Annotated in this window: 18 protein-coding genes and 1 tRNA gene; 14 read left to right on the forward strand and 5 right to left on the reverse strand. The window is 38.7% G+C overall.

Annotation, left to right across the window (positions count from 1 at the left end; genetic code table 11):
- Positions 1 to 27: 27 nt before the first annotated feature.
- From PSF86_RS14965 to PSF86_RS14975, 3 genes are all read left to right on the forward strand, one after another.
- Positions 28 to 102: transfer RNA gene (locus tag PSF86_RS14965), tRNA-Val, on the forward strand.
- 307 nt (positions 103 to 409) lie between these two features.
- Entirely contained in the window at positions 410 to 1,138 is a 729-nt protein-coding gene (locus PSF86_RS14970; protein WP_277900907.1) for a ferritin-like domain-containing protein, read from the forward strand.
- A gap of 21 nt (positions 1,139 to 1,159) precedes the next feature.
- Positions 1,160 to 1,993, forward strand: a complete 834-nt coding sequence (locus PSF86_RS14975) for a ferritin-like domain-containing protein (protein WP_277900908.1) — start codon at positions 1,160 to 1,162, stop codon at positions 1,991 to 1,993.
- An 89-nt stretch (positions 1,994 to 2,082) separates the two neighbouring features.
- On the opposite strand, the gene PSF86_RS14980 is transcribed toward PSF86_RS14975, so the two are convergent.
- On the reverse strand, positions 2,083 to 3,360 hold the full coding sequence (locus PSF86_RS14980; RefSeq protein WP_277900909.1) for a UDP-N-acetylmuramoyl-tripeptide--D-alanyl-D-alanine ligase: 1,278 nt from the start codon (positions 3,358 to 3,360) through the stop codon (positions 2,083 to 2,085).
- Positions 3,361 to 3,426: 66 nt separating this feature from the next.
- Positions 3,427 to 5,070, reverse strand: a complete 1,644-nt coding sequence (gene gldJ, locus PSF86_RS14985) for a gliding motility lipoprotein GldJ (RefSeq protein WP_277900910.1) — start codon at positions 5,068 to 5,070, stop codon at positions 3,427 to 3,429.
- Between the two features lie 475 nt (positions 5,071 to 5,545).
- Here gldJ and porV point away from each other — a divergent pair, with 475 nt between their 5' ends.
- From porV to PSF86_RS15030, 9 genes are all read left to right on the forward strand, one after another.
- The gene (porV, locus tag PSF86_RS14990; protein WP_277900911.1) at positions 5,546 to 6,694 is read left to right on the forward strand and encodes a type IX secretion system outer membrane channel protein PorV; all 1,149 of its coding nucleotides are present in this window, start codon (positions 5,546 to 5,548) and stop codon (positions 6,692 to 6,694) included.
- A gap of 189 nt (positions 6,695 to 6,883) precedes the next feature.
- Positions 6,884 to 7,375, forward strand: coding sequence for a cytidine deaminase (cdd, locus tag PSF86_RS14995; protein WP_277900912.1), 492 nt, complete (start codon positions 6,884 to 6,886; stop codon positions 7,373 to 7,375).
- Between the two features lie 153 nt (positions 7,376 to 7,528).
- Positions 7,529 to 8,527 carry a pyruvate dehydrogenase (acetyl-transferring) E1 component subunit alpha gene (gene pdhA / locus PSF86_RS15000; protein WP_277900913.1) on the forward strand — a complete coding sequence of 333 codons (999 nt, stop codon included), beginning with the start codon at positions 7,529 to 7,531 and terminating at the stop codon, positions 8,525 to 8,527.
- A gap of 5 nt (positions 8,528 to 8,532) precedes the next feature.
- Positions 8,533 to 10,176, forward strand: coding sequence for a pyruvate dehydrogenase complex dihydrolipoamide acetyltransferase (locus PSF86_RS15005; protein ID WP_277900914.1), 1,644 nt, complete (start codon positions 8,533 to 8,535; stop codon positions 10,174 to 10,176).
- A gap of 162 nt (positions 10,177 to 10,338) precedes the next feature.
- Positions 10,339 to 11,340 (forward strand): M28 family metallopeptidase, encoded by a 1,002-nt coding sequence (locus PSF86_RS15010; protein ID WP_277900915.1) that lies wholly within the window; start codon positions 10,339 to 10,341, stop codon positions 11,338 to 11,340.
- A gap of 20 nt (positions 11,341 to 11,360) precedes the next feature.
- Positions 11,361 to 12,044 (forward strand): SDR family NAD(P)-dependent oxidoreductase, encoded by a 684-nt coding sequence (locus PSF86_RS15015; protein WP_277900916.1) that lies wholly within the window; start codon positions 11,361 to 11,363, stop codon positions 12,042 to 12,044.
- Between the two features lie 11 nt (positions 12,045 to 12,055).
- Positions 12,056 to 12,655 carry a SprT-like domain-containing protein gene (locus tag PSF86_RS15020; protein WP_277900917.1) on the forward strand — a complete coding sequence of 200 codons (600 nt, stop codon included), beginning with the start codon at positions 12,056 to 12,058 and terminating at the stop codon, positions 12,653 to 12,655.
- 5 nt (positions 12,656 to 12,660) lie between these two features.
- Positions 12,661 to 13,734, forward strand: a complete 1,074-nt coding sequence (locus PSF86_RS15025; protein WP_277900918.1) for a mannose-1-phosphate guanylyltransferase — start codon at positions 12,661 to 12,663, stop codon at positions 13,732 to 13,734.
- 11 nt (positions 13,735 to 13,745) lie between these two features.
- The gene (locus PSF86_RS15030; protein ID WP_277900919.1) at positions 13,746 to 15,224 is read left to right on the forward strand and encodes a DUF389 domain-containing protein; all 1,479 of its coding nucleotides are present in this window, start codon (positions 13,746 to 13,748) and stop codon (positions 15,222 to 15,224) included.
- Positions 15,225 to 15,305: 81 nt separating this feature from the next.
- Here the strand turns inward: PSF86_RS15030 and PSF86_RS15035 are convergent, their stop codons facing one another.
- Positions 15,306 to 15,698 carry an SRPBCC family protein gene (locus PSF86_RS15035; RefSeq protein WP_277900920.1) on the reverse strand — a complete coding sequence of 131 codons (393 nt, stop codon included), beginning with the start codon at positions 15,696 to 15,698 and terminating at the stop codon, positions 15,306 to 15,308.
- A 15-nt stretch (positions 15,699 to 15,713) separates the two neighbouring features.
- Positions 15,714 to 16,352, reverse strand: coding sequence for an orotate phosphoribosyltransferase (gene pyrE / locus PSF86_RS15040; RefSeq protein WP_277900921.1), 639 nt, complete (start codon positions 16,350 to 16,352; stop codon positions 15,714 to 15,716).
- A 7-nt stretch (positions 16,353 to 16,359) separates the two neighbouring features.
- Between pyrE and PSF86_RS15045 the strand changes: the two genes are divergently transcribed.
- The gene (locus tag PSF86_RS15045; protein ID WP_277900922.1) at positions 16,360 to 16,941 is read left to right on the forward strand and encodes an NUDIX hydrolase; all 582 of its coding nucleotides are present in this window, start codon (positions 16,360 to 16,362) and stop codon (positions 16,939 to 16,941) included.
- 22 nt (positions 16,942 to 16,963) lie between these two features.
- Here PSF86_RS15045 and PSF86_RS15050 read toward each other — a convergent pair whose 3' ends face one another.
- Positions 16,964 to 18,703: a M14 family metallopeptidase gene (locus PSF86_RS15050; protein WP_277900923.1), complete on the reverse strand. Its 1,740-nt coding sequence runs from the start codon at positions 18,701 to 18,703 to the stop codon at positions 16,964 to 16,966.
- A gap of 167 nt (positions 18,704 to 18,870) precedes the next feature.
- On the opposite strand from PSF86_RS15050, the gene PSF86_RS15055 reads away from it, so the two are divergent.
- On the forward strand, positions 18,871 to 20,532 hold the full coding sequence (locus PSF86_RS15055; RefSeq protein ID WP_277900924.1) for a SulP family inorganic anion transporter: 1,662 nt from the start codon (positions 18,871 to 18,873) through the stop codon (positions 20,530 to 20,532).
- Positions 20,533 to 20,550: the final 18 nt, after the last annotated feature.

Here is a 20,550-nt window from a genome sequence, read left to right on the forward strand (position 1 = left end):
TCTCTACATTTGTTATAATTGCAAAACGGGCGATTAGCTCAGCTGGTTCAGAGCACCTGCCTTACAAGCAGGGGGTCACTGGTTCGAATCCAGTATCGCCCACTACTTATACAAAAGCCATTCAAGAGATTGAGTGGCTTTTTTTTACAATGGACATTTATTATTGTTACATATTGTACTCCCAAACCCTTGATAGGGATTATGGATCATTCCGGATCATTCCCAATTGTTGTGTTTATGCAAAAATAATGATCAATCTTTTTTCGCCCCTCTAAACCCTAAACCCTAAACCCTAAACTAGACCCCCCTTTCTTTTCACTAAATTCGTATTTAACAAAAATTTATGAAAACCGGACTTTCTTTTTCTTCGTTAGTATGTGTAGAAGATTAATCATTAAAAACATCAATTATGAAAAAGAAAATCATAAAAGTCCATCAACCAAAGGGCTTTAATAACAGACGACAATTCTTGAAATTAGGTGGTTTGGCAGTAGCTGGATCGGGTTTATTGTGGGCATGTAGCAGTGACGACGACCAAGGGATGATGCCGCCTCCCGACTCTGAAGTATTCGATTTGGGAGAGGGCGATCTGGGCGTATTAAATTATGCATATGCACTGGAACAACTTGAAGCCGATTTTTATACCAAAGTGGTTAATTCTTTCTACGGAAGTATTTCTGATGAAGAAAAGCAAGTGTTAACAGATTTGTACTACCACGAAGTAAATCATAGAGATTTCTTTAAAACAGCTATTACAGCAGCTGTTGAAGGCAATACAGAGTTGGTGTTGCCAACTTTGGAGTTTGATTATGGCGATCTGGACTTTGGAAACAGGGACCAGGTTCTGGGTACGGCAAAAGTACTTGAAGATACAGGTGTAGCTGCATACAATGGTGCCGGAAAACTTATTTCCAATCCTGATTATCTTTTAATTGCAGGTAAAATTGTATCTGTAGAAGCAAGGCATGCTTCGGCAATTAGAACGCTTATTAACCCCGGATCTGCCGATTTTGCCGGTGACGATGCAGTTACTGTAGATACCGGGTTGGATGCGGCTATGGACCCATCAGATATATTGGCTGCCGTTGCTGCAACCGGGTTTATCAAAACCGAATTCACGGCTAATAACTTACCATAATTAACTATTAAATTGAAAACTATGAATATTATAAAATTTTTAGACGATTTTACCACTAGCAATATTTTAGATGGTAAATCATCGCGACGGGATATTTTTGGAACTTTTGGCGATCTTGGTAAAAAAGCGGCAATTGCCGCAGTACCTTTTGGGTTGGCTGCACTTTCTTCCAAAAAAGCTTATGCTCAATCCATGGACGCCGATCCGGTTGGAGCATTACAATTGGCTTTGACATTAGAATATTTGGAAGACGAATTTTACGATTTGGCACTTCAGTCCGGGGTTTTGCCAACAGGACGGCCAGAAACGGTATATATGCAAATTTCTAAGCATGAACAGGCACATGTGGATTTTTTAATCGCTGGGCTGGAAGGGGCTGGTGTTACACCGGTTGAAAAACCAACTTTCGATTTTACCGCAGGTGGTGCTTTTGATCCTTTTAATGAAAATGGAGCAGGGCAGGATACCGCTTATGCTCAATTATTGGCCTTGGCCCAAGCGTTTGAAGATACGGGAGTTAGGGCTTATAAAGGTCAGGCAGGAAACTTATTGGGATCTCCTTTTTTAACGGCAGCTTTGCAGATTCATTCGGTTGAAGCTCGTCATGCCTCTGAAATTAGAAGATTAAGAGGGTTGAAAGGCTGGATTACCAATAACGAAAGGGGTACTGGTATGCCAGATGCTACACAACCAGTGTACAATGGGGAAGAAAATGTAACTCATGGCGGAGTTGATGTAACAACATTGGGTAATGGAGAAGCCTTTACCATGGAAGCATCGACTGAAGCTTATGACGAACCATTGTCTGGAGACGATGCCGTAGCAATAGCCAGCTTGTTTATTGTAGAAGAATAAGTTAAAGATTAATGGTTGGTTGTTTTGGGCCGTTTGGTTTTTTATATAGAAACTAAACGGCCTATATTTTTTGGGATGAAATTAAAATTTTAGTTGAGAACATCCAATATCCGCTCAAGGGCCATTCCTCTCGAACCTTTTATTAAAATGGTTCCTTTGGTGGGTAAATCTGTTTGAAATGATTTCTTGAATGCATCAAAATCTTTAAATTTTAGGCCTTGTGTGTTGGCTTCATAAAAATGGCTTCCGATAAGGAAAACCCTTTCAAAATTATATCCGGTAGCAATATCTGCAATTATTTGATGCTCTTCCTTGGCACTTGGGCCTAATTCAAACATATCTCCAAGAATTACGGTTTTATGGTCGTCTTTTAAAGCGGAAAAGTTTTCTAAAGCAGCCTTCATACTGGTTGGATTGGCATTATAGGCGTCAAGGATAATTTTATATTTACGGGTCTTTATTATTTGCGATCTGTTGTTGGAAGGCAGGTATGCTTCTATGGCTTCTTTGATAGCTTCTGTTGGTACTTTAAAGTAACAACCAATGGTAATGGCAGCTGCAATATTGGTATAATTGTATGCGCCGATTAACTGCGATTTGATTGCCTTGTTTTTATATAGAACTTCAACAAAGGGATCGGCACTGGTCAAATTCACCTTAACATCGGATGCTGAAATAGCGCTAAAACCATATTTTTTTTGATAATTCTCTAGTTTCTCCTTTTGGATAGCATCATCAGCATTAAAAAAAACAGTTTTATGGTTATTTATAAGATGATTATAAAGTTCGCTTTTGCCTTTAATAACCCCTTCAACCCCTCCAAAACCTTCTAGGTGTGCTTTCCCAAAATTGGTGATGTATCCATAATCTGGAGTTGCAATATTACATAACTGTTCTATTTCCTTGAGGTGGTTGGCTCCCATTTCCACCACGCCCATTTCAACTTTATTATCCATGGAGAGTAAGGTAATGGGCACGCCAATATGATTGTTTAGATTTCCCTTGGTAGCTTTTGTGCTAAATTTTTTAGACAAAACTGCATTGATGAGCTCTTTGGTAGTGGTCTTGCCATTGCTTCCGGTGAGCGCTATAATGGGAATGTTTAAATATTTTCTATGATAGGAAGCAAGTTGCTGTAATGCTTCCAAAGTATTGCTTACAAGAATGGTTTTGTTTGATGTATGATATTCCTCTTGATCTATTATGGCATAAGCAGCCCCTTTTTTTAAGGCTTCTTCTGCAAATTTGTTCCCATTAAAATTTTCTCCCTTTAATGCAAAAAACAAACAATTGTCTTCTATTTTTCGGGTATCGGTAATTACTCCTGAGGTGTTTAAAAAATACGAGTGAAGTTCTTCTATTTTCATAGAAATAAAAGTATAAAAAAAGCCCTGAATAGATCAGGGCTTCGAGTGTATTTTATTGAAATATTTTTAGTGTCTCGGTGTTTTCTTTTCTTTGGCTTTAGAACCTACCCTTGACATTGCACAGCGGAAACCAATATAATCGGTAGCCATGTATTGTGGCAGGTATCTACGTTGGGCCGGGTCTAGCCAATATGCCCGATCTCTCCATGAACCTCCTTTGTATACACGGACTTCGTCGTTTATAAGTGTGGTCCTGGAATTGGATTCGTCGATTTGTTTAATGATATTTCCTAAAGAATCCCTTTCAATTTTATTTTCGGGGGCATTGTACATCCTTTTGGAATCGTCAAGTTCTCCATCATCGCTAAACATATCGTAGTATCTTGTAGATCCTTTGTCGCCATCTCTATAGTCTCTGTTGTCGCTTCTATCGAAATTGGTTCTAAGGTACGTATCATTTTCATTTATAGGAACCATGGCTATTTCACCTGGCAAGTCGCGGGCTACAATTCTTCCATTGCTCAAAGTATCATATTTAATTCCGTCCCTTCCTACTATATCCACTTTTCCATCTTCGCCAATAGACGTTTTCATATATACGTTACCGCGATAATAGTTAAAGTCGTTTGCTTCGTCGTCTACAATGGGTCTGTATACATCAGCAACCCATTCTGCTACGTTACCGGCCATATCGTAAAGTCCCCAATCGTTTGGAGGATACGATTTTACCTGTGCGGTAATGTCTGCGCTATCGTCAGACCAGCCTGCAATTCCGCCATAATCACCTTTTCCTTGTTTAAAGTTTGCCAATTGGTCGCCACGGTTCTTTCTTTTTCCGGAACGGGTATATTCTCCTTCCCAAGGATATTTTTTTCTTCCTCTATAATTATTGTATTCCCTGGTTCCAACAAGTGCTGTAGCGGCATATTCCCATTCGGTTTCCGTGGGCAGCCTATATGAAGGCATGATAATTCCGCTTGATCTTTTTGCAAATACGTTTGTAGAGTCTCTTTTTGCCTTTCCTTGTAAGGAGTCTATTTGACCTCCATATACATTTTCGGGGCTGTTTAAATAGGTTTCTGTGCTAAACGTTCCTTGGGTCTCACCATTTACAACGGCATATTTGCTGTTCTTGGCAAGATACCCCTCCCTTTCAAGCATAAGTTCGTTTACACGGTCGGTTCTCCATTCGGAAAATTGAACCGCTTGCACCCAGTTTACACCAACTACGGGGTATTCTGCATATGCAGGGTGCCTTAAATAGTTGTTGGTCATTACTTCGTTATAACCAAGCCGGTTTCTCCAAACAAGAGTGTCGGGTAGGGCGCCTTGGTAAATATTTGCATAAGCGGGGTCGTCTGGAGGATAAACACTTTTAAGATAGTCCAGGTATTCCATGTACATCTTATTGGTAACCTCTGTTTCATCCATGTAAAACGACTGGACATGTTGTTGTGTAGGTGTGTTGTTCCAGTCATGCATTACATCGTCTTGCACTTTTCCCCTAACAAAAGTTCCGCCTTCCAAAAACACAAGACCCGGAGCAGTTTCCTGCTCTTTAAAATTTGTGTTGTATTGAAAGCCTCCTTCTTTAGAGTTGATTTGCCATCCTGTAGCCCTGGAAGTGTTTTTGTTTGAGTTACTACAGCTAGTTAAACTCGCAAACGCTACCAAACATAATACATATGGGTTGAATAGATACTTCTTCATAATTAAGATTTGAGTTGTCTTAAATAAGTGTGCAATATAGCAATTAAGATATTTAATTCAATTTTTTTCATCAAAATTGTGGGTATAATGTTGTCAAAGTTCGTTTCGCTGTTGTAAAAACGTGCAAATGATCATTTTATTATATGTTGCAAAAATCTTTTTGTCGATTATTTTTTACTTTTTTAAATGTGGTAACCCATAAAATAAACTCAGGTTGTATGCGTTTGCCTAACGGAAGTATATAATTTCTGCATATTTAGTAGCTTTTGTTTCATTATCATTTTTCAATTATTTATAGAAGATAGAGCGTTTTTTCAACCGAATAAATTATTTTTATCGAAAAAAATTTAAAAAAAAGTCGAAGTTGTATAACATTTTTGTTAATGTTACGTTAATTATATACTGTTATAGGAAAACCTAAGTGTTTGCCTAACAATTTTAAACAATTATATTTGCTGTTATTTAATAAAATTAAATGAAACTAAACTATTTACTCCTAAGCCTTATAATCTTTTCAAATCTCCTACATGCTCAGGAAGATTCAAGAGTTATAACTACTGCCGTTCCTTTCTTGTCGATTGCTGCCGATGCACGATCTGGTGGAATGGGCGAACTGGGCGCTACTACCAGTCCCGATGTTTTTTCGCAACAATGGAATCCTGCAAAATACGCTTTTGCCAAACGCGAAATTGGTATAGGGTTGAGCTATACCCCTTATTTAAGCCAGTTGGTGAACGATATTGCCCTGCTCGATGCGGCTTTTTATAAAAAAATAAACGAACGTAGTGCCTGGGCGGCCACCATACGGTATTTTAGTTTGGGCGATATTGAATTTATAACAGAAGACGAGGCACTTCAGGGGCTTACCCCAATTATTGAAAGGCCAAATGAACTGGCAATAGATTTATCGTATTCATTAAAACTGAGCGAAAACTTTTCAATGGCCGTGGCCGGTAGGTTCTTGCGCTCGGACTTAAAGATTCCAGACGAATTTGTTGATGCTTCAGCTGCCAGCTCTTTTGCAGTAGATATTGCAGGGTATTTTCAGTCCAACGAAATAGCTTACAATAGTTTTAATGGTCGGTGGAAAGGTGGTTTTAACGTATCTAATATTGGTCCTAAAATAAAATATGATGATGAGGGCAGGGAAAGCTATTTGCCAACAAACCTAAAATTAGGTGGAGGTTTTGATTTTATATTCGATCCAATGAACATACTGTCGCTTAACTTGGAGTTTAATAAATTGTTGGTGCCAACACCGAGCGACTCAAATGGCGACGGCGAAATAGATTACGAAGACGATTATTATAACGAAAGTTTCTTTACCGGGATGTTCTCTTCTTTTGGCGATGCCCCGGACGGTTTTAGCGAAGAATTAAAAGAAATAACTTGGGCCATGGGGGCAGAATATGTATATAATGAAGCCTTTGCCATTAGAACCGGGTATTTTCACGAGAACCAGGAAAAAGGTTTTCGTCAATTCTTTACGCTGGGGGCCGGCTTTACCTTCAAGGCTACTTCCATAGATTTGTCTTATTTATTTTCAACCTCTAAAGTTAGGAACCCATTGGAAAATACATTGCGTTTCTCCATTACATTTAATTTGGGAGACGAGTATTATTAATAAGGGGCATTTTCTGTTGTTGAAGAATAGTACATAGTGGGTTTTTATATCAACGCAGTCGCATAAGGTGAAGGGTATCTTTTTGGTAACCTTCCACAAAGCAAACATTTCTTAAATCGCATCATCAGCAATAAAATTCATATAAATATTGTATTTTGGTAGTACTATTGTGTTATAACCAAATGCATTATGAAGAAACTTGAGATTAATACAGTGCTTACTGTTTTTGAGTCCATAGACGAGCTGCCCGAGCAGGTAAAAGAACTCATGAAAAAAGCAGTAACTGCACGCAATAATGCATATGCCCCATATTCCAAGTTCCGTGTAGGGGCAGTGCTTCAACTAGAAAACGGTGAAATAATAATTGGTAGTAACCAAGAAAATGCCGTGTATCCTTCCGGGTTATGTGCAGAACGCGTGGCCATTTTTCAGGCAGGCACGCAATTTCCGGGGGAGCCCATAAAAATCATGGCTGTTTCTGCCGCTTCCGATTCTTTTAACGTACTTACGCCAACACCGCCGTGCGGAGCATGTAGACAGTCTATTTACGAATACGAAGAGAACCAAAAAACTCCCATAGCACTTTATTTTATGGGGGAAACGGGAAAGGTAGTCAAGGCCGATTCCATAAAAGATTTATTGCCGCTTACCTTTGGCAAAGCTACTTTAAATAATATTTAACAAAAATCTTAGATAAAAGCAGATTTTCATTTTTACACTTTTATTGAAAACGCTACTTTTGTATTGCATTTTAAAAAACCATTGTTATAAAGAGGGTTTTTGGTGCCTCTACATTTGGTAATGGCACTCAATATTTGGCAAAATAAAATATAGATGAAAAAAGTTACAAAAGAAGTTTACTTGAAATGGTATGAAGACATGCTGTTTTGGAGAAAGTTTGAAGATAAGCTGGCAGCGGTTTACATACAACAAAAGGTAAGGGGTTTTCTTCACCTTTATAATGGCCAAGAGGCTGTATTGGCAGGTACTTTACATGCAATCGACCCTAAAAAGGACAAATTAATAACAGCATACCGTAACCACGTTCAGCCTATCGGGATGGGGGTAGACCCCAAAAAGGTAATGGCAGAACTTTACGGAAAAGCCACAGGAACTTCTCAAGGACTTGGAGGCTCCATGCACATTTTTTCTAAAGAACATAACTTTTATGGTGGCCACGGGATAGTTGGTGGCCAAATTCCATTAGGAGCAGGACTGGCTTTTGCCGATAAGTACTTCAAAAGAGATGGTGTAACTTTATGTTATATGGGCGATGGTGCAGTGCGTCAGGGTTCCCTTCACGAAACCTTTAATTTAGCAATGCTTTGGAACTTGCCGGTTGTTTTTATTTGCGAAAACAATGGTTATGCCATGGGTACCTCAGTTGCGAGAACATCCAAAGAACAGGAAATATGGAAACTAGGTTTAGGTTTTGATATGCCTTGTGGGCCTGTAGACGGGATGAACCCCGTAAAAGTGGCCGAAGCAGTTTACGAAGCCGTAGAAAGGGCCCGTTCTGGAGGAGGGCCAACTTTTCTTGAAATGAAAACATATAGGTATAGAGGGCACTCCATGTCCGATGCCCAACACTACAGAACAAAAGAAGAAGTAGAGGAATACAAAAAAATAGACCCGATTACTCAGGTTAAGGATATTATTTTGGAGAAAAAATATGCCAAAGACACAGATATCCAGAAAATAGATAAAAGGGTTAAGGAATTGGTTAAAGAATGTGAGAAATTCGCCGAAGAATCAGATTTTCCAGACAAAAATGTTATGTACGATGTAGTGTACGACCAAGAAGATTATCCATTTTTACCGCATAAACTTTAAAAATAATGGCAGAAATTATTAACATGCCGCGTTTGAGCGACACCATGGAAGAAGGTGTGGTGGCAAAGTGGCTTAAAAAAGTAGGAGATAAAGTAGAAGAAGGCGATATTTTAGCAGAAATAGAAACCGACAAAGCTACCATGGAGTTCGAGTCTTTTCACGAAGGCACGTTACTTCATATAGGTATCGAAGAAGGCGATGGCGCTCCTGTTGATTCTCTTTTGGCAATTATTGGCGAAGAAGGAGAAGATATTTCGGGATTGTTGAATGGTGGCGCTGCTTCTAAAGAAAAACCTGCATCCGAAGAAAAAGAAGAAACTGTTGAAGATGATACAACCAATGAAGCTTCCGGAGGTGAAATACCAGAAGGCGTAGAAGTTGTAACAATGCCCCGTTTAAGTGATACCATGGAAGAAGGTACCGTTGCATCATGGCTTAAAAAAGTAGGCGACGATGTGGAGGAAGGCGATATCCTTGCTGAAATAGAAACCGATAAGGCCACAATGGAATTTGAATCGTTCTATTCGGGAAAACTACTTCATATAGGAATAGAAGAAGGCCAGTCTGCCCCTGTTGATGATGTATTGGCCATAATCGGGCCCGAAGGTACCGATGTGGACGCAGTTTTGGCAGCTAGCAAGGGTGGAGGAAAAGCACCTGCCAAGAAAAAAACGGCAGAAGAAGCAAGCACATCCTCTAAAGAAGAGAAAAAAGAAACAACAACAAGTGCAACTACTGCTTCTAGTTCCAACGGAAGGATTTTCGCCTCTCCTTTGGCCAAGAAAATGGCTGAAGATAAAGGGATCGACCTTTCTAAAGTGAAGGGAACAGGAGAAAATGGCAGGATTGTTAAAAAAGACATAGAAAATTACAAGGCGCCTGCTGAAAGTAAGTCGGCGGCGACTGAGGCTCCAACAGGAAGCCCGGCTCCAAGTGCAAATGTAATGCCGTTTGTTCCAGCTGGAGAAGAAAGTAGGGAAGAGAAGAAAAACTCTCAAATGCGCAAAACTATTGCGAGAAGGTTGGGAGAATCTAAATTCTCTGCACCTCATTACTATTTAACTATTGAAGTTGATATGGATAATGCCATGGCTTCACGCGGACAGATAAATTCACTACCGGACATTAAAGTTTCGTTTAACGATATGGTGGTAAAGGCCTGTGCAATGGCGCTTAAAAAGCATCCGCAGGTAAACACTTCATGGAAAGACGATGTAACCGTTTACAACCATCACGTACACATTGGGGTGGCGGTAGCGGTTGAAGACGGACTGTTGGTACCCGTGCTTAAATTTACAGACCAAATGAGCTTGACCCAAATAGGTTCGCAGGTTAAAGAACTGGCAGGAAAGGCGAGAAACAAAAAGATTGCACCCCAAGAAATGGAGGGCAGTACTTTTACGGTTTCTAATTTGGGAATGTTCGGCATTCAAGAATTTACCTCTATTATCAATCAGCCAAACTCTGCCATTTTATCGGTAGGTGGAATCGTGGAAAAACCGATTGTTAAAAATGGAGAAATTGTTATTGGCCATACCATGAAAGTTACATTGGCTTGTGATCATAGAACCGTTGACGGCGCTACCGGAGCTCAATTCCTGCAAACTTTGCAGGCATATTTGGAAAACCCGGTAACCATGTTGGCTTAAAAAATAAACATGATTATATTTTCATTATATCTTAAAAATCCCGCTTTATGCGGGATTTTTGGTATATTTAAAATCAATCTTTTTTGATTCGCTTTTTTTACTGAGAAATCATGGTTTTTGTGACTTTCTCTATTTTATTAATGATATTTAAACCATAAACGTGTGAAAAAACAATTATTTATACTTGCCGTATCAATTATGGCCTTAGGCTGTAAATCGTCTACCGTTCCTGTATCCGAGCAAATTTCGCAGGCCGATAAGACTAAAGAGGTTGTATTGGATGCCCAAAGCAAAGAAGTTTCGGTTTCCAATGCTTCAGAAGTAGAGCAAATAATTACTTTTTTGGCTTCCGATAGGCTAAACGGAAGGGAAGCAGGGAGTGAAGGTATTAACGAAGCTGCCAATTATATCGAAAACATTTTTAAAACAAACGGCATAAAACCTTATTTTAAAACCTACAGGGATACCTTGACTAATTTTGACGCGCCAGCATTCAACATTGTTGGTCTTGTAGAAGGAAACGATGCCCGTTTAAAAAACGAGTATATTGTTATTGGTGCACATTACGACCATATAGGTTCTGGGAAACCTGTAAATGGCGACACTATAGCCAACGGTGCCAACGATAATGCTTCCGGGACTACAGCGGTATTGGAAATAGCAAAATATTTTGGCACGCATAAAACCAATAAAAGAAGTTTGCTTTTTGTACTTTTTTCTGCTGAAGAAAAAGGGCTGTTGGGTTCCAAACATTTAGCGTCAAAACTTAAAAAGGAAAACTTTAATTTGTATACCATGGTTAATTTTGAAATGATCGGTGTTCCCATGCAACGCGAAGAGCTAATGTATATTACCGGGTACAAAGAAACCAATATGGCCGAAAAAATTAATACCTATGCCGGGAAAGACATTGTAGGGTTTTTACCAAAAGCAGGAGAATATCAGCTTTTTAAACGGTCGGACAATTATCCTTTTTATACGGAATTCAACGTGCCATCACAAACTGTTTGTACCTTTGACTTTGAAAATTATGAGTATTACCATCACGTAGACGATGAAGTTGGAGAAATGGATTTTGAGCATATGGCAACAGTAATAAACGAAATGACGCCCGTGCTCGAAAAAATGGCAAATGTGCCAACTGATGAAATTAAAATGAACTGATTGAAAAATCGGTATAGAGAATGGCAAAAAATATAATTGTAACAGGAACAAGCAGAGGGATAGGGTATGAACTGGTGCAGCTTTTAGCAGGACAAGGGCACCATGTATTGGCTTTGTCCAGAAATGCCGGCCCCATAAAACAGCTGAACCTGAAAAATGTTGAAGCTTTTAATTGCGATATCTGCAATGAAGGCAACTTGGAAAGCGTAAGAAAATACATTGAAAAGGATTGGCAACATGTAGATATCCTGATAAATAATGCCGGAAGATTGGTAAACAAGCCTTTTGCTGAAATTTCAACCGAAGATTATGAAAATGTATACAAGGTAAACGTTTTTGGCGTAGCTGCCTTAATACGGGTTGTATTGCCTTTTATGCCCAAAAATGGGCATGTGTTGACCATAAGTAGCATGGGGGGTGTACAGGGCAGTATGAAGTTTCCCGGCCTGGCGGCATATAGCTCTTCAAAAGGGGCAGTAATTACGCTAACCGAACTTTTGGCAGAAGAATACAAAGAAACAGGTCCTTCTTTTAATGTACTGGCACTGGGGGCGGTACAAACAGAAATGTTGCAAGAGGCATTTCCGGGGTATAATGCACCTACAACCGCTAAGGAAATGGCAGCTTATATAGCCGATTTTTCACAAAAAGGGCATCAATTTTACAACGGTAAACTATTACAGGTTAGTAACAGTACTCCTTAAAAAGAGTTATTATGCATAATGTTTTAAATAAATACCTTCCGGAACGAGCCGCAGAACCATGTTTCCAGTTGATAAAACAAAACCATGTGCATTTAAAAATTGTTAACGAAAGAGTGACCCGGCACGGCGATTATAGAAAATTGCCTGACGGAAGTCATCAAATAACGGTAAATGCCAATCTAAACAAGTATCGTTTTTTAATAACCTTGGTGCACGAAATAGCACATTTGGTGGCCTTTACCAAATATGGGAGGCATATTAAGCCACATGGGAACGAGTGGAAATATACGTTTCAGCAATTAATGTTGCCATTTATACGTCCAGAAATTTTTCCGTCGTCTTTACTTCCGGTATTGGCCAGGCATTTTAAAAACCCAAAGGCTAGCAGTGATACCGATGCACATTTGTCTGTGGCACTAAAAGAATTTGATCCGCAAAACGATAAAAATTATATATTTGAACTTCCCATGGGAAGCATTTTTAAAATATATAACGGAAAAGTGTTTAAAAAGGGAAATAAAAGGGTAAAACGATATGAATGCATCGAAATGAGCTCTGGTAAAATATACTTGTTTCAGCCAAATGCCGAGGTTGAATTACTCACTAATTGATTTTAATGAACAAAAATTTATATGCAATATTAATGGCGGGGGGAATAGGTTCCCGCTTTTGGCCTGTTAGCACAGCTGCATTGCCAAAGCAGTTTCATGATATTTTGGGAACTGGAGAGACCCTTATACAAAAAACATTCAATAGACTAAACAGGTCGATTCCTGCCGAAAATATCTACATTCTTACCAATGAAGAATATGGCAATTTGGTGATGGAGCAATTGCCAAAAATAAAAAAGGAACAATTGGTTTTGGAACCGGTTATGCGGAATACGGCCCCCTGTATTTTATATGCATCGTTAAAAATAAAGAAAAAAAACCCAGATGCATTATTGGTGGTCGCACCAAGCGATCATTGGATAGAAGATGAAGAAGCATTTGCCAAAGACCTTAAAACTTGTTTTGAAACATGTAAAACCAACGATGTATTGATGACGCTTGGTATAAAACCAACTTTTCCCAATACAGGCTATGGCTATATTCAACATAAAAAAAACGAAACCGATACTGTTAAAAAAGTAGAACAATTTAGAGAAAAGCCCGATTACGAAACTGCAAAGGTTTTTCTGGAACAAGGTAACTTTTTATGGAATGCCGGGATTTTTATTTGGAGCGCGAAAAGTATTTTAGAAGCTTTCGAGAAACACCAACCAACCATGTTTAATCAATTTATAAACGGTTTTTCGGTAATGAATACTCAAAAAGAACAAGCATTTATCAATGCCAAATATCCAGAAGCCGAAAATATTTCTATAGATTATGCGGTAATGGAGCCGTCCAAAAATATATATGTATTGCCTGCAAGCTTCGATTGGAACGATCTGGGGACTTGGGGCTCTTTGTACGACGAACTTCCTAAAGACGACAATGAAAACGTTGTGGTAAATGCCAAAGCACTGTTGGAGAATTCAAAAGGAAATATAGTGCATACATCAAAAAATAAAACAGTTGTAATAGGCGACCTTAAAGATTATATAATTATAGACGAAAAAGATAAACTTTTAATTTATCCCAAAAAAAAGGAACAAGAAGTGAAGGACCTTTTAAAAAAAATGAAAGAAAAATATAGCGACACATAATACCAAAACCTATGGAAGAAAACAAAAAAAATGGTTTAGGCCAAGACAACATTACCCCCACCGACAACACAGAGAATGCTAGTGAAGAGAAAATGAAAAAAGATTTCTCGGGTTTCTTGGGGAGCCTTAAAACATTTTTTGGCGATCTTCTGGATATAAGGGACAATACCGACCAAGAAGCTACCAAAGAGAGCATTATTAACGACATTCCTTTTAAGGGGCATACTTCCTGGATTTTAATTTGCTCTATATTTATTGCTTCGGTAGGCTTGAATGCCAATTCTACGGCCGTGGTTATTGGTGCCATGTTAATATCTCCGCTAATGGGCCCGATTCTGGGAATTGGGATGTCTTTGGCAATAAACGATATTGATACGCTTAGGAGGTCTCTTAAAAACTTTGCCGTGATGGTTATTTTAAGTATTCTAACAGCGTTTTTGTTTTTTAAACTATTTCCGTTAAGAGATGAATCTTCAGAGTTATTGGCACGTACAGCACCTGATATTCGGGATGTATTGATTGCCTTTTTTGGTGGAATGGCCTTGGTAATTGCAAGGGCCAAAAAAGGGACCATAGCCAGTGTTATTTTTGGGGTGGCCATTGCAACGGCCTTGATGCCGCCTTTATGTACGGCTGGATTTGGGTTGGCTAAATGGAATTGGGACTTTTTCTTTGGGGCCATGTACCTTTTTATAATCAATACTATTTTTATTGCATTGGCAACTTTTTTGGTATTGAAGATATTACGGTTTCCAATGGTTAAATATGCAAATTCCAAAAAGAGAAAACGTATTGCGCAATTGGCTTCTTTATTTGCCATTTTGGTAATGATTCCGGCAGGAATGACTTTTTATGATGTATTGCAGGAGTCCAATTTTAAAAATCAGGCCAATGCTTTTATTAACGAAAAAATAAAAACATACCAGTTTGCCGGGGGAGGTTTTTTGCTGGATAAGTACACTTCAATAGATTATAACAAAGGGAGTGAACCTAATATCGAATTGGTTTTTATGGGAGACGAGACCATACCCGATAATATTGTGGAAACATGGAAAACCCAAATGAAATCGTACCCACAACTTAAAGATGCAAACTTGATTATAATGGGAGGCGAACAGAACGACTCTGAAGAAAAATACAAATATGTAAGTGAGCTGTACGAATCTAAAAAGCAGGAGATTGCTACTAAAGACGAGCAGATTAAGGTCTTGGAGCAGGAGGTAGAGCGTTTAAACAAATTTACTTACAACGAAATTCCCTTTGAGGCCATAAGCAAAGAAGTGAAAATTAACTATAATGATGTAGTTGAACTAGGTTTTGGAAACGAATTAAAAACAGATTTTAAAAAAACCGACACCATTCCCATTTTCATTATCCGTTGGGGCGATAAAATTTCTAAAACGAAAAAAGAAACCGAATTTAAAAAGTTGACCGAATGGCTTAAAGTGCGCATGAACAACCAGAAAGTGGAGGTTAAGCAACTTAATTGATAGTATATTTTTCAATAAAAAAAAAGGTCCGCATAAAATAATATCGGACCTTTTTTATATAGTTTTTGTTAATCTAAAAAATCACACGTTAGCCATATTATCCGTAAGGGTATTTATAAAACTGGTTATGGGGCCTTTAATCATCATGCCCATCATGGCGTTAAATTCGCCTTCAAAAACCAGATTCGCCTCACTTTTGTTTGCTTCAATACTATTGATGTTTGCCGTGAGCGTAAAGGGAAGTTTATCGCTTGCAGCTCCTAAAACCAATTTGCTGTGCGGTTGTTTTTCCTTCATTTTTAAAACAATTTCGGGCATCCCTTTTAGTGCAAAAAGAAATTTGTCTTCCTCTAAAACTTCAAACTTGCTAATGTTTTCGGGCATTAGCTTTTCAAAATTTTTTACGTCGGCCAAAAAATCAAACAATTCCGCTGCCGATTTATTTACAATCTTTTTTTGTGTCTCTAGCTTCATTTTAAATCAATGTTGTTATTTCCAGTTGCCCGGGTCTTCCCTCCAGTCCTGAAGGGTTTTTAATTCTTTTTCGTTAATATAGTTTGTATCTACCGCTTGTTGCAATAAATGCTCGTAGTTGCTTAACGTATATAATGTTACATTGTTGTTTTCGAAGTTTTTGCTGGCCACGTCAAAACCATATGAAAATATGGCAATCATACCCTTAACCACGGCACCTTCGTCTTTTAGCGCCTGTACGGCATTCAAACTACTTTTTCCGGTACTTATCAAATCTTCTACAACTACCACGCTTTGTCCGCCGTCAAGAAAACCTTCAATTTGGTTTCCCCTCCCGTGTTTTTTTGGCTCTGGCCTTACGTACACAAAAGGGAGATTTAACACCTCGGCAACGAGCATGCCAATTCCAATGGCTCCTGTGGCCACCCCAGCAATAACATCTGGTTTGCCGTAGAGTTCCTCAAGCTGTTTGGCCATATGCTCACGGATGTAGTTCCTGATTGGTGGAAACGATAAAACAATTCTATTGTCGCAGTAAATGGGAGATTTCCATCCGGAAGCCCATGTAAAAGGATTTTTTGGATTCAACTTTATTGCATTAATTTGCAATAAAAGTTCTGCTGTCTTTTTAGCGGTATCTTTATCTAAAACCATGATGCAAATGTATGAAGTTTTTGTAAATGAACATCGCATTATTTTAACCAACCAGATATCCAAGGAAACAGATTTTAAATTGTTTCTTATGGATACGGTTGATATTGATGACGTTATCAAGCAACTTAATAAAGGCAAAATAAAGTATGCTCATATTTATTATGAAGACGGTACGGTTTTAATGAAAAAATTTCTTAAGAAAATCCCTTTGGTTGTGGCCGCTGGTGGCTTGGTTAAAAATCAGGATAATGAAAACCTTTTTATCTTCAGAAATGGAAAATGGGATCTTCCAAAAGGAAAAGTAGACAAGGGCGAAACCATAGAAGAAGCCGCTATACGCGAAGTAGAAGAAGAAACAGGTGTGAAAAAACTTAAAATAGACTCCTTTTTAAACAAAACCTACCATGTTTTTAAAAGAAACGGAACCTATAAGCTTAAGGAAACCCACTGGTTTTTAATGAAGAGCAAGTATAAAGGGGTACTGGTACCCCAATGCAAGGAAAATATTGAAATAGCCCAATGGCGCCCCGATACCGATATACCAAAACTCATGGAAAATTCATATGAAAATATAAAAACCCTTTTCTAAAATCAAAATGAAGCTCCAACTTCTATAGCTTAACAATCCTGTAAACCGGGTATCTTAAATGTGCTTTCTCATAATTTGGAGACTTTTTGTGTATCCAATCCAATTGTGCATACCAATTTTTGGCAAAAGCTGTGTCTTTTTCTTTTTTGACCTGAAATTCTTTTTCAATATCAGGGTTTGCTTTTAGGAATCCCAGGGCCTTGTCTTCCCAAACATAAGGAGAAAACCCTTCTTTTTGCTGAAGGATGCTATCAAAAAAGTTCCAGTTGAAAAAAGAATCTACCGCTTCGGGCTCCAATGTTTCCAAGATGTACCGTATGCCCGGTTGATGGGTCTTAACCAAATAATAAGTATTTGCAGGAATTGAAACAGTTTCTTTACTTTTGGTTACCGAGGTGTTTTTATGTAGGTAATGTCCTTCGTATGCCTTTTTCCCGGTTTCGTAATCGGCAATGTGGTATACTTCAACGGGTATTTCTTTTGTTTCGGCCATGTTTGTAAGCGTTATGCCATTTAATTGTAGCCTTTTTACAACGCCGTTCCAGGCTTTGGGGATTAAATAAGCATCAGGGATATTTACTTTTTTTATGGGTTTAAAATAATCGTAATAAGTAACTTCTTTTGTAAAGGGTTTGTTCCTGTTGTACTTTAATCGTGGCAGGCCGGTAATTTCACTTGTAATATGTTCACCTTCGTAACCTTTAAAATCCAAGGTAGAATGTTTGCTTTTATCTACTTCCCAAGCTACGGTATATGTCGTTGCATTTAGAAAGGAGGCATTGCTTTCTTCCCGCACCTTTTTTATTTCTTTATAGTCTTTTTCAATAAGGGCTATCATGCTCTTCATAAGTTCGTAGGTACCATATACACGCTGGTCGTATGGTTTAAGCATATGGGTTTCAACCATCATCCCCAGGGTATTCCATAATGTGGTATAGCCTGTGGAATATCGGGGGGCATCAAAAAATTGAGAAAAACCTTTTTCGGGCACTTGATTAAAAACATTTACATAAGGCGTTATATCGTATTTTTTATCTTTTAGCGAAGTAATGAGTTCGGGCATGAGCTTATTGTAAAGATATTTCCCGGCTGCTGCACCTAATTTGTCATGCTGGGTAAATAAATGCGTCAGGACGTATTGATAATCGGCACCATTACTAACGTGGTTGTCTATGAAAACATCCGGTTGAAGGAAATGGTATATTTTAGCAAAAGATTTTGCATTTTTCGTATCGTTTTTTATAAAGTCCCGATTGAGGTCGTAATTACGTGCATTTCCCCTAAACCCATACGCAACCGGACCATTTTGGTTGGTTCTTGACGTACTGTTTCTGTTCAGGGAGCCCCCGATATTATAAATAGGAATGGTTGCCAGAACGGTATGTTCGGGAACTTTAATTTTTCCTTGAGCTATGTCCCGGTAAAGCATCATGGTGGCATCGATCCCATCTGATTCCCCGGGGTGTATGCCGTTGTTTATAAACAGTATTCTTTTGTTTTTCCTTACTTTTTCAAGATCAAAATTGCCCTCGGGGTTAAGCAAAACCAAGGTTAAGTGCTCACCAGAATCCGTAAGGCCTTCTTCCATCATGGTAATACTGGAATAGGTGTTTGCAAGTTCTTTATAATAAGCAATTGTTTGGTTGTAAGTGGCCGTGGCAACACCGCCCGATTTTTCAAATTCGGTAGTAAAATTATCGTTTTGGGCATATAGGTTTGCAAAAGTTGCAATAGCGACTGTTATAAGCAATGCTTTTTTCATAGGGAGGAAATTTAAGCTTCAAACTTAATTAAAAATATAACAATATAGTAGGGCAATCTATTTGTCTAACTGAAAAATTGAGTTAGTTTTGCAAACTTTTATTGTTAACTACCTCATAAATAGGTTTATGGCATTAAAATGAGCCCTATTGAGAAGAATAAATTATTATGACTGAGTTTATTAGAAAAATAGTCCCGAATGCAAAAGATGATGTATTAGCTGGTATAACGGTGTCTTTGGCAATGATTCCCGAAGTTGTGGCCTTTGCGTTCGTGGCCCAAATAGATCCATTGGTGGCTTTGTCCGGGGCTTTTATAATTGGGTTGATTACCGCCATCTTTGGTGGTCGTCCCGGGTTGATTTCGGGTGCGGCAGGTGCCGTTGCCGTTATTTTTGTAAGCTTGATTTCAGAAGGGCACGCAAAAGGAATGCTGTTTGACGCGCCAATAGACAATATGGGGTATTATTACCTGTTGGCAGCGGTTGTGCTTATGGGGGGATTCCAAATTATTGCAGGAATATTTAAATTGGGAAGGTTTGTTAGGTTGATACCGCACCCGGTTATGATGGGGTTTGTTAATGGCCTTGCCATTGTTATTTTTATAGCGCAGGTAAAAATGTTCACGCATAAAAAACTTGAAGTTACTGCCGAAGGTGTTAAAAAATATATTAATATCCCCATGGATGGTAAGGAACTATATACCATGATCGGACTTGTATTGCTTACCATGGCCGTTATTTGGGTCTTACCAAAAATTACCAAAAAAGTACCGGCTTCCTTAACGGCTATTTTAATAACTACCGCTATTGTAATCTTTGGCGGAATAGAGGTAAGTACAGTAGGCTCTTATATTGTTGAAGGTGGCGGGACGGGCCTTAAGGGCGAATTGCCAACCCCAAACATGGAATTGTGGCAAAACCTACCTTTTAACATGGACACGCTTGGCTTTATTTTGCCATACGCCTTTTTGGCCGCTTGTGTAGGTTTGATAGAATCTCTTATGACCATGAATCTGGTTGATGAATTAACCGAGACACGTGGCAATGGCAACCGGGAATGTATGGCACAGGGTGCAGGAAACATGCTAAGCGGGCTTTTTGGAGGTACTGGCGGTTGTGGAATGATAGGCCAAACAGTAATTAACATAAATGCGGGAGGCCGTGGCCGTTTATCTGGAATTATGATGGCCGTAACACTATTGACTTTTATTTTGTTTACAGATAAATACATAGAACAAGTTCCAATTGCAGCATTGGTAGGGGTAATGATTATGATGGTAATTGAAACTTTTGCATGGTCCAGTTTCAGGATTATTAGAAAAATACCAAAAGCAGACGCTTTTGTACTGGTAACGGTTTCTGCGGTTACCGTTATTTACGATTTGGCCATTGCCGTTTTTGTGGGCGTTATAATTTCGGCACTTGTTTTTGCTTGGGAAAACGCCAAAAAAATCAGGGCCCGGAAACGTTTTAAAGAAGACGGTACCAAGGTATACGAGATTTGGGGGCCTTTGTTTTTTGGTTCTATAGCGACTTTTAACGATAAGTTTGATGTGAAAAATGACCCTGAACAGGTTGAAGTTGATTTTGTTGAATCGAGGGTTAGTGACCATTCGGCCATAGAAGCAATTTTTAATGTAGTTGAAAAATACGAGGCCGCAGGGAAAAAGATAAAACTAAAACACTTAAGTGAAGATTGTAAAGCTTTATTGTATAAGTCATCACCTAAGTTCAGGGAGGTAATTATAGATGCCATAGACGACCCGAGGTACCATTTGGCCGCAAATCCCGAAAAATTCCCGAAATCGCTTTCAGAATATAAATTTTAACATTATTGCCAAAACAAA

Origin of the sequence: Galbibacter pacificus (assembly GCF_029603165.1) — a bacterium.
GTDB lineage: Bacteria > Bacteroidota > Bacteroidia > Flavobacteriales > Flavobacteriaceae > Galbibacter > Galbibacter pacificus.

Excerpts from the sequence above, each read along its gene's own strand:
- PSF86_RS15030 (WP_277900919.1), top strand. The coding sequence starts at position 13,746 with ATGGAAGAAAACAAAAAAAATGGTTTAGGCCAAGACAACATTACCCCC.
- gldJ (WP_277900910.1), bottom strand. The coding sequence starts at position 5,070 with ATGAAGAAGTATCTATTCAACCCATATGTATTATGTTTGGTAGCGTTT.
- pyrE (WP_277900921.1), bottom strand. The coding sequence starts at position 16,352 with ATGGTTTTAGATAAAGATACCGCTAAAAAGACAGCAGAACTTTTATTG.
- pdhA (WP_277900913.1), top strand. The coding sequence starts at position 7,529 with ATGAAAAAAGTTACAAAAGAAGTTTACTTGAAATGGTATGAAGACATG.
- PSF86_RS15020 (WP_277900917.1), top strand. The coding sequence starts at position 12,056 with ATGCATAATGTTTTAAATAAATACCTTCCGGAACGAGCCGCAGAACCA.
- PSF86_RS15055 (WP_277900924.1), top strand. The coding sequence starts at position 18,871 with ATGACTGAGTTTATTAGAAAAATAGTCCCGAATGCAAAAGATGATGTA.
- PSF86_RS15050 (WP_277900923.1), bottom strand. The coding sequence starts at position 18,703 with ATGAAAAAAGCATTGCTTATAACAGTCGCTATTGCAACTTTTGCAAAC.
- PSF86_RS15035 (WP_277900920.1), bottom strand. The coding sequence starts at position 15,698 with ATGAAGCTAGAGACACAAAAAAAGATTGTAAATAAATCGGCAGCGGAA.
- PSF86_RS15005 (WP_277900914.1), top strand. The coding sequence starts at position 8,533 with ATGGCAGAAATTATTAACATGCCGCGTTTGAGCGACACCATGGAAGAA.
- cdd (WP_277900912.1), top strand. The coding sequence starts at position 6,884 with ATGAAGAAACTTGAGATTAATACAGTGCTTACTGTTTTTGAGTCCATA.
- PSF86_RS14975 (WP_277900908.1), top strand. The coding sequence starts at position 1,160 with ATGAATATTATAAAATTTTTAGACGATTTTACCACTAGCAATATTTTA.
- PSF86_RS14970 (WP_277900907.1), top strand. The coding sequence starts at position 410 with ATGAAAAAGAAAATCATAAAAGTCCATCAACCAAAGGGCTTTAATAAC.
- PSF86_RS15025 (WP_277900918.1), top strand. The coding sequence starts at position 12,661 with ATGAACAAAAATTTATATGCAATATTAATGGCGGGGGGAATAGGTTCC.
- PSF86_RS15045 (WP_277900922.1), top strand. The coding sequence starts at position 16,360 with ATGTATGAAGTTTTTGTAAATGAACATCGCATTATTTTAACCAACCAG.
- PSF86_RS14980 (WP_277900909.1), bottom strand. The coding sequence starts at position 3,360 with ATGAAAATAGAAGAACTTCACTCGTATTTTTTAAACACCTCAGGAGTA.
- porV (WP_277900911.1), top strand. The coding sequence starts at position 5,546 with ATGAAACTAAACTATTTACTCCTAAGCCTTATAATCTTTTCAAATCTC.
- PSF86_RS15015 (WP_277900916.1), top strand. The coding sequence starts at position 11,361 with ATGGCAAAAAATATAATTGTAACAGGAACAAGCAGAGGGATAGGGTAT.